The organism is Sphingomonas sp. ERG5 (assembly GCF_000803065.1).
GTDB lineage: Bacteria > Pseudomonadota > Alphaproteobacteria > Sphingomonadales > Sphingomonadaceae > Sphingomonas.
The window spans coordinates 1-12669 of record NZ_JSXI01000056.1 but is presented as its reverse complement, the minus strand read 5'-3'; the positions used below and the strand labels follow the sequence as shown (position 1 = coordinate 12669).

15 protein-coding genes are annotated in these 12669 nt (G+C 63.3%); 9 read left to right on the top strand and 6 right to left on the bottom strand.

Features of this window, described 5'->3' with window-relative positions:
* From OO12_RS17895 to OO12_RS27060, 3 genes are read right to left on the bottom strand one after another with little or no spacing between them, the layout of a single operon-like run.
* Complete coding sequence (locus tag OO12_RS17895; protein ID WP_034160095.1) at window positions 1-570, bottom strand: cob(I)yrinic acid a,c-diamide adenosyltransferase; 570 nt, start codon at window positions 568-570, stop codon at window positions 1-3.
* Between the two features lie 18 nt (window positions 571-588).
* The gene (locus OO12_RS17890; RefSeq protein ID WP_034160094.1) at window positions 589-822 is read right to left on the bottom strand and encodes a twin transmembrane helix small protein; all 234 of its coding nucleotides are present in this window, start codon (window positions 820-822) and stop codon (window positions 589-591) included.
* A 44-nt stretch (window positions 823-866) separates the two neighbouring features.
* Window positions 867-1835: a hypothetical protein gene (locus OO12_RS27060; protein ID WP_152616506.1), complete on the bottom strand. Its 969-nt coding sequence runs from the start codon at window positions 1833-1835 to the stop codon at window positions 867-869.
* Between the two features lie 57 nt (window positions 1836-1892).
* On the opposite strand from OO12_RS27060, the gene OO12_RS17875 reads away from it, so the two are divergent.
* The gene (locus OO12_RS17875) at window positions 1893-2255 is read left to right on the top strand and encodes a putative quinol monooxygenase (protein ID WP_200887503.1); all 363 of its coding nucleotides are present in this window, start codon (window positions 1893-1895) and stop codon (window positions 2253-2255) included.
* Here the strand turns inward: OO12_RS17875 and gluQRS are convergent.
* Window positions 2252-3124: a tRNA glutamyl-Q(34) synthetase GluQRS gene (gluQRS, locus tag OO12_RS17870; RefSeq protein ID WP_034160091.1), complete on the bottom strand. Its 873-nt coding sequence runs from the start codon at window positions 3122-3124 to the stop codon at window positions 2252-2254. The genes OO12_RS17875 and gluQRS overlap by 4 nt on opposite strands.
* A 95-nt stretch (window positions 3125-3219) precedes the next feature.
* Here gluQRS and OO12_RS17865 point away from each other — a divergent pair, with 95 nt between their 5' ends.
* The 4 genes from OO12_RS17865 (at window position 3220) to ppc (ending at window position 7255) form a co-directional block, all read left to right on the top strand.
* Window positions 3220-3786, top strand: a complete 567-nt coding sequence (locus OO12_RS17865) for an HNH endonuclease (protein ID WP_034160090.1) — start codon at window positions 3220-3222, stop codon at window positions 3784-3786.
* Window positions 3783-4109 carry a glyoxalase superfamily protein gene (locus tag OO12_RS17860; RefSeq protein WP_034160089.1) on the top strand — a complete coding sequence of 109 codons (327 nt, stop codon included), beginning with the start codon at window positions 3783-3785 and terminating at the stop codon, window positions 4107-4109. The genes OO12_RS17865 and OO12_RS17860 overlap by 4 nt, the downstream gene beginning before the upstream one ends.
* A gap of 52 nt (window positions 4110-4161) precedes the next feature.
* Entirely contained in the window at window positions 4162-4515 is a 354-nt protein-coding gene (locus tag OO12_RS17855) for a hypothetical protein (protein WP_052216010.1), read from the top strand.
* A 64-nt stretch (window positions 4516-4579) separates the two neighbouring features.
* Entirely contained in the window at window positions 4580-7255 is a 2676-nt protein-coding gene (gene ppc, locus OO12_RS17850; RefSeq protein WP_034160088.1) for a phosphoenolpyruvate carboxylase, read from the top strand.
* Here the strand turns inward: ppc and OO12_RS17845 are convergent, their stop codons facing one another.
* Window positions 7256-7645 (bottom strand): acyl-CoA thioesterase, encoded by a 390-nt coding sequence (locus tag OO12_RS17845; protein ID WP_034160087.1) that lies wholly within the window; start codon window positions 7643-7645, stop codon window positions 7256-7258.
* Between the two features lie 111 nt (window positions 7646-7756).
* Window positions 7757-9808: a S9 family peptidase gene (locus OO12_RS17840; RefSeq protein WP_034160086.1), complete on the bottom strand. Its 2052-nt coding sequence runs from the start codon at window positions 9806-9808 to the stop codon at window positions 7757-7759.
* Between the two features lie 165 nt (window positions 9809-9973).
* Between OO12_RS17840 and OO12_RS27055 the strand changes: the two genes are divergently transcribed.
* From OO12_RS27055 to OO12_RS17820, 4 genes are all read left to right on the top strand, one after another.
* Window positions 9974-10621, top strand: a complete 648-nt coding sequence (locus OO12_RS27055) for a hypothetical protein (RefSeq protein ID WP_052216009.1) — start codon at window positions 9974-9976, stop codon at window positions 10619-10621.
* Window positions 10621-11196, top strand: coding sequence for a hypothetical protein (locus OO12_RS27050; RefSeq protein WP_052216008.1), 576 nt, complete (start codon window positions 10621-10623; stop codon window positions 11194-11196). The genes OO12_RS27055 and OO12_RS27050 overlap by 1 nt, the downstream gene beginning before the upstream one ends.
* Window positions 11197-11301: 105 nt before the next feature.
* A complete protein-coding gene (locus tag OO12_RS17825; RefSeq protein ID WP_034160085.1) occupies window positions 11302-11877 on the top strand; it encodes a glycine-rich domain-containing protein in 576 nt (191 codons plus the stop codon).
* Between the two features lie 13 nt (window positions 11878-11890).
* On the top strand, window positions 11891-12669 hold a 779-nt coding region (locus OO12_RS17820), incomplete at its 3' end, for a TIGR04222 domain-containing membrane protein (RefSeq protein ID WP_034160084.1).

The window sequence follows — 12669 nt, the reverse complement described above, 5'->3', positions numbered from 1 at the left end:
TTACCGCGAAGCGCCGGGAACCCACAGAACGTCGCCACCGGCACTTTGGTTCACAAAGCGCGCGGCAACGAACAGATAATCGGACAAACGGTTGAGATATGAGACCGTTAAGGGATTGAGCGACACCGATTGCGCCGCCGCGACCACGGTCCGCTCAGCCCGGCGTACGGTGGCGCGCGCGACGTGGATCGCGGCAGCGGCAGTCGTGCCGCCCGGCAGGATGAAGCTGGTCAGCGGCGGCATGCCGCTGTTCATCACGTCGATTTCAACCTCGAGTCGCGCCACTTGAGTCGCGACGATGCGCAGGGTCATCTCGGACGGCGCAAAATCTTCGCCCGGCGTGGCGAGATCGGCGCCGAGATCGAACAGGTCGTTCTGGATGCGCGTCAGCGCCGCTGCGGTGCCGCCTGCCTCAAGTGCGGCGATGGCAAGGCCGATCGCACTGTTTGCCTCATCAACATCGCCAATCGCCGCCATGCGCGGATCGGTCTTGGCGACGCGCGACCCGTCGACCAGGCCGGTCGTGCCGTCATCACCGGTACGCGTATAGATTTTGTTGAGCTTGACCACCGGTGCCCGCCAGGCGGTTCAGCTGCGCCCTGCGAGTATCAGGATCAGCACGACGATCACGATCGCGATCGCCTGAAAGAAGATGCGATACTGCATCATCTTGTTCGACTTGACCGCCGCCGCGCTTGGCCCGGCCTGACCGCCTTTCGCCTCTGCGCTGGCATTCATCATGAAGATCACCAGGCCGCGGATGAAGACGACCACCACCGCGATCATCGCGGCGATGAGGAGGATTGCGAGGAAAGTGTTCATGGATCCTATTTAGGCTTTTGACGGCGCAAAGCCAATGGGACGCGTCACCGCGGCGTATCGGCGACTTCGGCGGTGACGGGTTCGGTCGTGACTTCCGTGGCGCTGCAATCGCCGACCGGGCAATCGGGTGTCACCGGCGCCGTTTTTTCGATCGCCACGCTATAGGTGATCCGATCGGGCAGCGCCTGCTTGATGGTGACGGCAAGGTCTCGAATACGAGCCTTTTTCTGCCTGAGATCAGCGGTTTCGATCTGACCCGAACCGGGATGGACCAGGTCGTCGATCGAATAGCCGCGGACCTCGAACCGAATTTCGCCGTTCTTGATACCGTCATAGGCGATATCGTAGATTCTGCCGACCTCAATCGATGAATAATCGGCCGGGTTGGGAAGTGCTGCGCCTTTGGAATAATCGCGCGGCGGCACCAGTGGCTGGCCGAGCTTCACGGTCTGGACCTGGCCGAAGGTCGACGGATCCGCCGCGGTGGAGCGAATCACCGTCACGCCGGGATCCGCCGCCATCCGGTCGTGCAGCTCTCGTGGCGACAGGCTCTGGCTGGCCTGGGCCAGCAGTGCGTCGGTAAAGCTCGCATCATCGATGGTGAGCGGGAAAAAGCCACTCGTCTCGCGATCTTCCCCGCTCACGCAGACAAAGCTCAGTTCGACATTTTCGAGCGTGTCCGCCGGCACATCCTCCAGCTTTGCCTTGCGCGTCGAGGTGTCGATCACCGCCTCGTCATGACCATAGCGCTGCAGGCCGTACCAGCCGAGCTTCCGCGCGGCGCAATCGGCCTGCATGAAATTGAGCGTCATCGCCACCGGGTCGCCTGGTTGGCGAATGATAGTCTTCGCCGAATAGGTGATGCTGTTCCCGTCCCGCTCGATCGAGCCTGCATCGATGAACACGGCGCGATCGACGCCGCGCCCGACATACCACCAGGGCGCGGCAGCCGCCGGCGCGGCGAACGCCAGGATCGGCAACAAGGTCAGGCAGGCAGGTCGGCAATGACGCATCGGTTTCGATCCTTTGTTTTTTCGTCTCGATGTCACATCTCCCGCGCCAAGATCGTCATGTACCTGGAAGTGCCGGACCACCGGTTCGTGAAACCATGGAGATACGATATGAGCGGGCACGCAGTTTTCCTTCAGCACCGCACCAAACCCGGCATGCGCGCGGAAGTTCAGAAGATCTGGCAGAAACATATGCAGCCGGCGATCGACGCGAACGCAGCCCATGAGGTTTATGTCTATTCGTTCGGCGGCGATCCCGACCGGATCTGCGCTTTCCAAGTCTATAGCAGCGCCGAGGAAGCGAGCGCCTTCCTGAAATCCCGGGCCTATCTCGACTATGAGCAGGAAGTAGCATCGTTGCTCGAAGGGCCACCACAGGTGGAAGTGCTGCAGCCGCAATGGATCAAAGGCGCCGCCGCTTAATCCCGAGGCAGCGCAAAGCCGGGCGGCGTCTGTCCGCGGCGCAGCATGTCGGCGAGTGCCGGGCCATCCTGCCCCGCCGCGTACAAGCTCGCCAGGGTGGGCGCGCCGTTGCGTTTGGCAAGCCGGTTGCCCGCCGCATCAGTCAGCAGCGCATGATGGCGATAAAGCGGCACCGGCAGGTCGAGCAGCGCCTGCAACACGCGATGCACATGCGTCGCCTCGAACAGATCTACACCGCGCACGATATGCGTCACGCCCTGCGCCGCATCGTCGACCGTCACCGCAAGGTGATAGCTTGCCGGCGCGTCCTTGCGCGCCAGCACCACATCGCCATGCGCCAGCGGGTCGGCCTGCACGACCCCGGCCAGTTCGTCATGCCACGCCAGCCCCCCGGTTCCCCCGATCGCGGCGACCGCCCGCGCCATGTCGATCCGCCAGGCGTGCGGCTCGGCTGCCAGTCGCGCGCGCCGGGTCGCCGGGTCGAGCATGCGGCACGTGCCGGGATAGACCGCACCGGCGGACCCATGCGGCGCGGCGCCGCTCGCCGCGATGTCGGCGCGAGTGCAGAAACAGGGATAGAGCAAGCCCTTGTCGCGCAACCGCGACAATGATTGTTCATAGACAGCAAGCCGCGCCGACTGGAACGACGCCGCCCCGTCCCAGGTCAGGCCAAGCGTGGCGAGATCATCGAAGATACCCTGCACATGCTCGGGCCGCGAGCGCGTGCCGTCGATATCCTCGATCCTCAACAGGAACGTGCCCCCGGCGCGTCGCGCACGGTCATGCGCCTGAATCGCGGAAAAAGCGTGGCCCAGATGCAACGCTCCGGTCGGGCTCGGCGCGAAACGCGTGACGAGGCTGCCCGGCATCAAACCGGCTCTTGACCGCGAGTCGCGCGATATGCTGTCATCATGGCGTCATCCTGATCGGCGAAGGCCGCATCAGGAAGCAAGGGGGGTTGTAAATGTATCATCCCGATCTGATCCGGCACCCCGACAGTTGCCCGGCGCTCGTCTTGAACGCCGACTATACACCGCTGAGCTATTACCCGCTTTCGGTCTGGCCGTGGCAGACCGCGATCAAGGCGGTGTTCCTCGACCGTGTCGACATCGTCGCGCAATATGAGCGCGAAGTGCGCAGCCCGACCCATTCGGTCAAGCTGCCCTCGGTCATCGCGCTCAAATCCTATGTGCGGCCAAGCGCCTTTCCGGCCTTTACGCGCTTCAACCTGTTCCTGCGCGACAAATTCACGTGCCAATATTGCGGCAGCGGGCACGATCTGACTTTCGACCATATCATTCCCCGCGCGCAAGGTGGGCGGACGACCTGGGAGAATGTCGCGACCGCCTGCGCACCATGCAATCTGAAAAAGGGCGGGCGCACGCCGAAACAGGCGAACATGCCGCTGCACATCGCGGCGATCCGCCCGACCAGTTGGCAGATGCAGGAACATGGCCGGCGCTTCCCGCCTCATTATCTCCACGATACCTGGCACGACTGGCTCTATTGGGACGTAGAGCTGGAGGCATGAGCGCGCCTGTCCTGCATGCGGCAATCCCGACCCTGCGTATCTACGACAAAGATAAGGCGCTGGAATTCTACCGCGATTTCCTCGGGTGCACGGTCGATTGGGAACATCGCTTCGCCGGCGGCATGGCGCTGCATCCGTCGGAGCATTATGGCGACGGTACGCCGGGAACGGCGGTGTGGATCAAGGTCAAGAACTCCCGTTCGCTGTTCGAGGAGCTGCACACCAAACAGGCACGTTTCGCACGGCCGGGCGTGGATAGCGACGAGGCGACCCTGACCGACCCATTCGGCAATATGCTGCGCTTTGACGGCAGCCGAAACTGATTGACCGGCTCCGCCGTTTCGCGGGCCTTGGGAGCTTGTCCATATGCGCCACATGATCGTTCTTTCCGCCCTGGCGCAGATGCTGCTCACCGCCTGTTCCAAGGATGACGACACGAACGCCGCCGGGTTCAAGCCACCAGTCAATATCTTGCGCGCCGATCTGGTCGCCGGGTTCGACAGACGCTTCGACCGACTCGACCGCGACAGGAACGGCACGGTCGAACTGAGCGAGGTTGCCCCGGAACGGCTCGCCCGGACCAAGCGGCTCGATACCAATAATGACGGCACCATCACGCGCGACGAGTACAAGACCGTGCAGCTTGCCCGTTTCGACCAGACCAACGCCAATCACGACGGAACGTTGACAACGCCCGAACGCGACGCAGCAAAATTACTCGAACGCTGAAATCCGCGTTATTTTGGTACCGAAACGGTTGACCTGAGGCTTGCCGCAGCGCAGCATAAAACTCATGACCGAATTGCCTCCAATCACCAACAATCCTGATATCCGCTTCCTCGGCAAGCTGCTTGGCGACGTGATTCGCGCTTATGGCGGCGAGAAACTGTTCCTGCGCACCGAATATATCCGTGCCGCCTCGGTCGACCGGCATCGTGGGGTCGAGGGCGCCGGCGAAACCGATCTGGGGCTCGACCGGCTCAGCCTCGACGAGACGCTCGATTTCGTCCGCGGCTTCATGCTCTTCTCCATGCTCGCCAATCTCGCCGAGGATCGCCAGGGTGTCGCGGCCGAAGCTGGCGCCGACCTCGAATCCGCGCTCAAGCGGCTCGCCGACGAAGGTATCGATCATCAGGCGGTGATGGCGCTGCTCGAGCGTGCGCTGGTCGTCCCCGTGCTCACGGCGCACCCGACCGAAGTACGGCGCAAGAGCATGATCGACCATCGCAATCGCATCGCCGAATTGATGGCGCTGAAGGATCGCGGGATCGACGCAACGATCGAGGGCGACCAGGTCGACGAAGCGATCCTGCGCCAGATCGCTCTGTTGTGGCAGACCCGGGTGCTGCGCCGGGAGCGGCTTTACGTTACCGACGAGGTCGAGACCGCGCTAAGCTATCTGCGCAACGTCTTCCTCCCCACGTTGCCGGCGCTCTACCAGAAATGGGACCGGGCCCTGGGTGAGCGCACACCGAGCTTCCTGCGCCCCGGCAGCTGGATCGGCGGCGACCGCGATGGCAATCCCTTCGTCACCGCCGACAGCCTGCGCACCGCGCTGGCCAAGGCGAGCGAGGCGGTGCTTGGCCATTATCTCGATGCAGTGAACGCTCTGGGCGCGGAATTGTCGATCTCGACCGACATCGCCGATACCGATGCCGAAGTGCGCCGGCTGGCCGATGCGAGCGGCGACAGCGCCCAAAGCCGCGCCGACGAGCCGTATCGCCGCGCGCTATCGGGCATCTACGCGCGGCTCACCGCGACACATCTCACGCTGACCGGCAAGCCCGCCCCGCGCCCGTCGCTGCTCAAGGGCGAGGCCTATCCCGATCCCAAGGCGTTCCGCGCGGATCTCGTTGCGATTGCGCACGGCCTGGCGGCGGACGGCGGCGGCGCGCTGTCGTCGGGCGGCGCGCTCGGCCGGCTGATCCGCGCGGTCGAGACCTTCGGCTTCCACCTCGCCACGCTCGATCTGCGCCAGAACAGCGCAGTGCATGAACGCGTCGTCGCCGAATTGCTCAAGGTCGCCGGCGTCGAGCCGGACTATCTTGCGCTCGACGAGGCGGCGCGGGTCAAGCTGCTGCGCGCCGAACTGTCCAATGCGCGACCGTTGACCAGCAGCTTTGCCGAATATTCGGAGGAAACGACCGGCGAACTGGCCATCGTCCGCGCCGCCGCCGAGGCGCATGGCAAATATGGCCCGGGCTGTATCACCAATTATATCGTTTCGATGGCGCAGTCAGTGTCCGACCTGCTCGAGATCAACCTGCTGCTGAAGGAATTCGGGCTCTACCGATCGGGCGCAACGCCCACCGCCGCGATCATGGCAGTGCCGCTATTCGAGACGATCGGCGATCTGGAGGCGGCGCCCGCGATCATGACCGACTGGCTCGGCCTGCCCGAGATCGCCATCATCGCACGCGCCCGTGGCCATCAGGAAGTGATGATCGGCTATTCCGATTCGAACAAGGATGGCGGCTATCTCACCTCGACCTGGAGCCTGAGCAAGGCCTCGACCGCATTGAAGCCGGTATTCGAGCAGGCCGGCGTGGCAATGCAGCTGTTCCATGGCCGCGGCGGCGCGGTCGGGCGCGGCGGCGGATCATCCTTCGCCGCGATCCGCGCACAACCGCCCGGCACGGTACAGGGCCGCATCCGCATCACCGAGCAGGGCGAGGTGATCGCGGGCAAATATGGTACGCGCGAAAGCGCCGCGACCAATCTCGAAGCGATGGCGTCGGCGACGCTGCTCGCCAGCCTGGAACCCGACCAACTGTCTCCAGCCGACACCGCACGGTTCGGCGCGGCGATGGACACGATCTCAGGCACCGCGTTCAAGGCGTATCGCAACCTGGTTTATGGCACCGAGGGGTTCCGTACCTTCTTTCGCCAGATGACGCCGATCGCCGAGATCTCCGGCCTGAAGATCGGCAGCCGTCCGGCAAGCCGCAAACAGTCCGATGCGATCGAGGATCTGCGCGCGATTCCCTGGGTGTTCAGCTGGGCGCAGGCACGCGTCATGCTGCCCGGCTGGTACGGTGTCGGCCATGCCATCACCGCCTTTCCCGACAGGGCATTGCTGGCGGACATGGCCGAGGGCTGGCCGTTCTTTGCCGCGAGCCTCGCCAATATGGAGATGGTGCTGGCCAAGTCGGACATGCGCATCGCCGAACGCTATGCCGCCCTGGTCGAGGACGAAGCGCTGCGCGAACCCGTGTTCGGGGCGATCCGATCAGGCTGGGACAAGGCGCGTGACGGGCTGCTGGAGATCACCGGTCAGTCACGCTTGCTTGCCAAACACCCCGCACTCGATGAATCGATCCGGCTGCGCTTGCCCTATATCGAGCCGCTCAACCTGCTGCAGATCGAACTGATCAAGCGCCGCCGTGCGGGCGAGACCGACGAGCGCATCGGCGAGGGCATCCTGCTGTCGATCAACGCGATCGCGACCGCGTTGCGCAATTCGGGCTAATCAGGCCAGGAACGGCGCGGCCAGTTCGGGCCGCACGCGCAGCAACCGTCCGGTCATGCGATCGATCAGCGCCCAGGTCGATACCGCCTCGACCTTCACCTTGCCATCGGTGCCTGTGAAGCGGACATGGCGGTCGAAGCGCGCGCCCTTCGGCGCGTCCGGCACCCAGGTCTCGCCGGTCACCGTCTCGCCCGCACCCACATTGCCGCGATAGTCGATCTCGTGCCGGGTCACGACCCAGATATAGGCCGCTTGCTGCGCCACCGTCGCGACCGCGGTCCAATGCGCGACGGCAATGTCCTGGATCCACTTCACCCATACCGCATTGTTGACATGGCCGAGCTCATCGATGTCGTCGGGAGTCGCGGTGATGGTGAGAGTGAAGACCATGCCAGCTTCCTAAACCGTTAGGGCTGAGCTTGTCGAAGCCCCGCTTTCCACTTTCGACGGATGAAGGAGAAAGAACGGCCGTTCGACAGGCTCATGCCGAACGGGCTGGGATCACTCTTCCACGCCAAGCTGCCATAGCACGAACGCATGCTCCTCGGCTGCTTCGCGCAGGCTTTCGAACCGGCCCGACTTGCCGCCATGGCCAGCGCCCATATTGGTCTTGAGCAACAGGATATTGTCGTCGGTCTTCAGCTCGCGTAGCTTGGCCGCCCATTTCGCCGGTTCCCAATAGGTTACGCGCGGATCGTTGAGGCCGCCCGAGATGAACATCGGCGGGTAATCCTGCGCCGTCACCTGGTCATAGGGCGAATAGCCGCGGATCAGGTCGAACGCCGCCTTGTCCTCGATCGGGTTGCCCCATTCGGGCCATTCGCCCGGCGTCAGCGGCAGATCGGCATCGAGCATGGTGTTGAGTACGTCGACGAACGGCACATCGGCGATCACCGCACCCCATAGCCCGGGATCGCTGTTGACCACCGCGCCCATCAGCTCGCCGCCGGCCGAGCGCCCGGCGATGGCGATCTTGCCCGCGCTGGTCCAGCCATCCGCGATCAGTCCCTTCGCGACGTCGACAAAGTCGTTGAAGGTGTTGGCGCGCTTCTCGAGCTTGCCGTCGAGATACCATTGCTGCCCGAGATCGTCGCCGCCGCGGATATGCGCGATGGCATACGCAAAGCCGCGATCGAGCAAGGAAAGTCGCCCAGTCGAGAAGCCCGGCGGGATGGCATAGCCGTACGCGCCATAGGCATAGAGGAAGAGCGGTGCCGACCCGTCGCGCGGAAAGTCCTTCGGATAGACGATCGACACCGGCACCTCGGTACCGTCACGCGCGACGATCTTGAGCCGCTCGGTGCCGTATTTCGATGCATCATAGCCGCTGGGGATTTCCTGCACCTTGAGCGTGGTCAGGGTGCCGGTCGCCACGTCATAATCATATTCGGTGCCCGGCGTGACCATCGATTCATAGCCGACGCGCAGCACCTGCATGTCATATTCGGGATTGTTGCCAAGCCCCGCATCATAGCTCGCCTCGGGGAAAGCGATCCGCTTGGGCAGGCCACCCTCGTACGCATGGATCTCGATCTGATCGAGCCCATCCTCGCGCCCGTCGACGATGAAGAAGTCGCGGAAACACTCGACGCCGGTCATATAGAAATGCCGCGACGGGCCGATCAGCTCGGCCCACTCACCGGGTGCCGCGATATTCGCGGTGCACAGGCGAAAGTTCGGATCGGTATCGTTGGTGTGGATGAACAGGGTGCCGTCATGTTCGTCGACATCATATTCGCGCCCGACCTTGCGCGGCGATACCAAGATCGGCGTCGCGAGCGGTTCGTTGGCGGGTAGAAGATAGATTTCGCTCGTGACATGGTCGCCGCTGGCGATGACGATCCATTTGCGCGAACTGGTTTCCGACACGCCAACGCGAAAGCCTTCATCGGCTTCCTTGAACAACTCCACATCCTCGGCAATCGGGGTACCGAGTCGGTGATAGCGAGCATTGTCGGTGCGCCATTGTTCGTTGGCGAGGCCGTAGAGGAAGCCGGTCGAGTCGGTCGTCCAGACGATTTCCGACAACATGCCGGGAATGACGTCGGGCAAATGCTCGCCGCTGGCCAGGTCCTTGACCCGTACCTCGAATCGCTCCGAGCCGTTATCGTCGATCGCATAAGCGAGATACCGCCCATCCTCGCTGACCGAGAAAGCGCCGAGGCGGAAATACTCCTTGCCCTCGGCCAGCGCCGGCTCGTCGAGGATCAGCACGTCGTCGCCGCCCGCCACGGGCTTGCGCCACCATTTGCGATACTGGCCACCGGTCTCGAACGCGGTCCAGTAAAGCCAGTCGCCGTCCTTTTGCGGCACCGACGCATCGTCTTCCTTGATGCGGCCCTTCATCTCCTCATAGAGCCGGTCAGTCAGCGCCTTGTGCGGTGCCATCACGCTCTCGAAATAGGCGTTTTCCGCCTCGAGATAGGCGAGCACATCCTTGTCGGCGACATCGGGATAGCCCGGATCCTTGAGCCAGGCATAAGGGTCTTCAATCGTGACGCCGTGCGTGGTGAAGCTGTGCTGGCGCCGTTCGGCGACGGGAGGCTTGGTCATCGGCGGTTATTGGGAGACGCAAGGCGGAGGCGCAACCCTTTGTCTGTCGATCGCGAAGCGGCCACCGCACTATCCCGTTTCCTTTCAGGCTATTTCCATTTGGCGCTCCGAGAATCCTGTAATAGCAATAAGGCGCCGCAGGGGGCGGCATCACGGGGGATTCACATGCACTCTGGGCCGATCAGCCGCGCCGCACGACTGCGCGCACGCTTTGTCACGGTGTTTGCGGTCATTATATCGTTCGGCACCGGCCCGGCGATGGCGGCGAAATATTATGTCGACAACCGGCTCGGCGATCTGAAACCCGAACAGGTCGTTACGGTGACCGATCCAAAGCCGACCCAGTTCCTGCTCGAATTCCAGACCGATGGCGTCGCCAATGCCAAGGCGACCAAAGTGGTGAAACCACTCGCGGCGACGGCGATCACCGAGCGTCATGTCTTTGCCGAACTGGCCGAGCAGCCAGTGCCCAGTAAATCGCTGCTGACGATCGTCTTCAATAACGTCACGGAAAAGGGCGCGGCAGGCAAGGGCTTCAAGACCGGTCTGACCTTCGGTCTTGCCGCGCTGCAGATCGCCGACCGCTATCAGGTCCATTTCGAATTGCTGCAGGGACCAGGGGTTGCTCCAATCGCCTGTGATATCGAACATGCGTTCATCATGACGATGGGCAAGAAAGAGGATCCGTCGATCGGCATACCGGTGAAGAATACCGATGTCGGCATCAAGATGATCATCAACCAGGTGATGGCCCACGGCGTCAACTGCCTTGCCGGCAAGATGACGCCGACGGCCGCGCCGGCCGGGCAGTGATGAACCGGTCGATCGCGCTCTCGCGTCTGACCCTGCTGGCGTCATTCACGCTGCTTGGCGGATGCGTGCACGACAAGATGACCGAGGCGCAGCCGAGTATCGCGGCAATGAAGGCGGCGAATGGCTTCGAGATGATCCCGCTGGCGGTCGGCCCGGTCGTCTCCAGTCCAGCAGACGCGTCGTTCGACCGCAGCATCGTCATTCGCGGATCAACGATGAGCCCTCCGTCCGGACGCTTCTCGCTGTATCTGCGCGAAGTGCTGATCACCGAGCTGCGTGCCGCCGGACGCTATGATCCCACATCGCCGACGATCGTTTCGGCGGTGCTGACCGAGAACAGGGCGAGCGAGGGATTCAAGCAGGGCACCGGCGTCTCGGCTGCGACGTTTCGGGTTACCCGGGACGGCCAAACCATCTTCGAAGAACCGATCAGGGCGGAGGTCGACTGGACATCCTCTTTTATCGGCGCGATCGCCATTCCCGCCGCGTTCCGAACGCATAGCTCGCTGTCCAACACGCTTGTCGCCAAATTGTTCGCGGACCCAGGGTTTCGGGCGGCTGTGGCGCCGAAATAACGGAGCGGACGCGATAGACTTGCCCCCCATTTCAAGGGTTGCCCAAGCCGATCAACGTCACCCGTTGATTGACAAATCAATCATATTGATTTAGTAGGGTATCAGATGAGCGAGACTACGTGTCTGCCCGTTGCGGTTCTTGACCACCCAGTCTGGTCGAAGCTCTCCCATTATATCATCGGCCCTGAAACCGCCTCGCTCCCCTTCGAGTATCGCCTTGCGCGTGAGAATGGCTGGCGCGCCGATTTCACCCGGCAGGTGGTCGAAGAATATCGTCGCTTCGTCTTTCTCGCGACCGTCGCGGGCCACGAAGTCACCCCGTCCGATGCCGTCGATCAGGCCTGGCATCTGCACCTCACCTACACGCGCGACTATTGGGAGCGCTTCTGCCCCACCGTCATCGGGCGACCGCTGCATCACGGCCCGGCCGCCGGCGGCGCGAATGAGCAGCACCGCTTCTTCGACCAATATGCCGCGACGCTCGCCGCCTATGAACGCTGGTTCGGCCAGACGCCGCCGGCTGATATCTGGCCCGATGCGCGGCGCCGCTTCTTTCGCGACCCGCAGATGCGCCGGGTCGATCCAGCCGAGGCCTTCATCCTGCCGCGCCGTCCGACGCTCATCGCCACCGGCGCGCTTGCCCTGCTTACGCTTTCGATCTTGTGGCTGTCCCTGACCTGAAGGAGAAGACGTGATGTCGCTCGGACCTTTCGACCTGCCCGGACACGAATTCCTGCTTCTCTACGTCATCCTGTTGTTCCTGGTCGCCGCCGCCGGGCGGATCATCCCGCGCTGGCTGAAGCCCGAAGGACGCGATGTCATACTTGACGATCCCGATCAGCTTGCCCTGCTTGCCGGCGGCAAGCTGCGCCTCGCCGATACCGTCGTCACCCGGCTGCTGAACAAGGGGCTGCTCAACGTGCCCGACAGGCACGGCTTCGCGATCGCCGGCTTCCCCAGCGGACAGAATGCGCTCGAACGCGCGGTGCTCGCGCTGCCCACACCACTCCACTGGCCCACTCTTGCCATAACGATCGGCAGGAATGCCGGGCCGGTCGAACGCGCATTGATCGACCGCGGGTTGCTGATGGACAAGACGACCATGCTGCAGATGCGCTTCTGGCAGACTTTGCCCTATCTGATGTTGCTCGTCTTTGGCGCCACCAAATGGGAAGTGGGTACGCTACGCGACAAGCCGGTCGGCTACCTGTCGATCCTGCTGGTGATCACTTTGGTCTTCACCGTCATTCGTTGGGTGACCATCGACCGGCTGACGCGCGGCGGCTCCGCAGCCCTCAGGCGCGCCCGTGACGGGGCGGATCGCCTGCGCCGCGCGCCCTTGCCGCAGGAAACCGATCTCGCGGTCGCGCTGTTCGGGACGACCGTGCTGGTCGGGTCGAGCTGGTCGGGCTTTCACACCATGCGCAGCCAGTCGGGCAGCGATAGCGGATCGAGCGGCGGCGGGGGTGATGG

What these genes read in the sequence shown, in the direction of transcription:
- OO12_RS17855 (WP_052216010.1), top strand. Translation starts at nt 4,162, where the DNA reads ATGATCGTTCTTTCCGCCCTGGCGCAGATGCTGCTCACCGCCTGTTCC.
- OO12_RS17865 (WP_034160090.1), top strand. Translation starts at nt 3,220, where the DNA reads ATGTATCATCCCGATCTGATCCGGCACCCCGACAGTTGCCCGGCGCTC.
- OO12_RS17845 (WP_034160087.1), bottom strand. Translation starts at nt 7,645, where the DNA reads ATGGTCTTCACTCTCACCATCACCGCGACTCCCGACGACATCGATGAG.
- OO12_RS17840 (WP_034160086.1), bottom strand. Translation starts at nt 9,808, where the DNA reads ATGACCAAGCCTCCCGTCGCCGAACGGCGCCAGCACAGCTTCACCACG.
- OO12_RS17860 (WP_034160089.1), top strand. Translation starts at nt 3,783, where the DNA reads ATGAGCGCGCCTGTCCTGCATGCGGCAATCCCGACCCTGCGTATCTAC.
- gluQRS (WP_034160091.1), bottom strand. Translation starts at nt 3,124, where the DNA reads ATGCCGGGCAGCCTCGTCACGCGTTTCGCGCCGAGCCCGACCGGAGCG.
- ppc (WP_034160088.1), top strand. Translation starts at nt 4,580, where the DNA reads ATGACCGAATTGCCTCCAATCACCAACAATCCTGATATCCGCTTCCTC.
- OO12_RS17890 (WP_034160094.1), bottom strand. Translation starts at nt 822, where the DNA reads ATGAACACTTTCCTCGCAATCCTCCTCATCGCCGCGATGATCGCGGTG.
- OO12_RS27050 (WP_052216008.1), top strand. Translation starts at nt 10,621, where the DNA reads ATGAACCGGTCGATCGCGCTCTCGCGTCTGACCCTGCTGGCGTCATTC.
- OO12_RS27060 (WP_152616506.1), bottom strand. Translation starts at nt 1,835, where the DNA reads ATGCGTCATTGCCGACCTGCCTGCCTGACCTTGTTGCCGATCCTGGCG.
- OO12_RS27055 (WP_052216009.1), top strand. Translation starts at nt 9,974, where the DNA reads ATGCACTCTGGGCCGATCAGCCGCGCCGCACGACTGCGCGCACGCTTT.
- OO12_RS17875 (WP_200887503.1), top strand. Translation starts at nt 1,893, where the DNA reads ATGTACCTGGAAGTGCCGGACCACCGGTTCGTGAAACCATGGAGATAC.
- OO12_RS17825 (WP_034160085.1), top strand. Translation starts at nt 11,302, where the DNA reads ATGAGCGAGACTACGTGTCTGCCCGTTGCGGTTCTTGACCACCCAGTC.